The organism is Serratia sp. 506_PEND (genome assembly GCF_001076875.1).
GTDB classification, from domain to species: Bacteria; Pseudomonadota; Gammaproteobacteria; order Enterobacterales; family Enterobacteriaceae; genus Serratia; species Serratia marcescens.
In genome coordinates, this window is record NZ_JVEL01000119.1 from 1 (window position 1) to 276 (window position 276).

Below are 276 nucleotides of genomic sequence, written 5' to 3' on the forward strand. Positions count from 1 at the left end.
ATATTAACCTGCATATGCCGCATTGCCAGGATGCAGCGAAATCGGACTTCACCCAGCTTGTCGAAGTCTCGCTGGCCTACCGCAAAATCACCTGGGATCACCTAAAATCCGGCTCGTCCGGCAGCGATGACTGGCGCAAGCCGGTTGCCGCATAACCCTTATACCGCCCGGGCGCTGGCCCGGGTTATTCAGTGCTGAGGTGTGGCACCGGTCAGACCTGAACACTGAGACGATACATTGACCCCCGAACGGTGAAAGCCGGGCGTGCGGTAGCCA

The 276-nt window shown here is 58.7% G+C and carries 1 pseudogene; it reads left to right on the forward strand.

Features of this window, described 5'->3' with window-relative positions:
• Positions 1-155, forward strand: a pseudogene (locus ADK28_RS29660) (type VI secretion system tube protein Hcp); the annotation flags it as partial.
• Positions 156-276 lie beyond the last annotated feature (121 nt).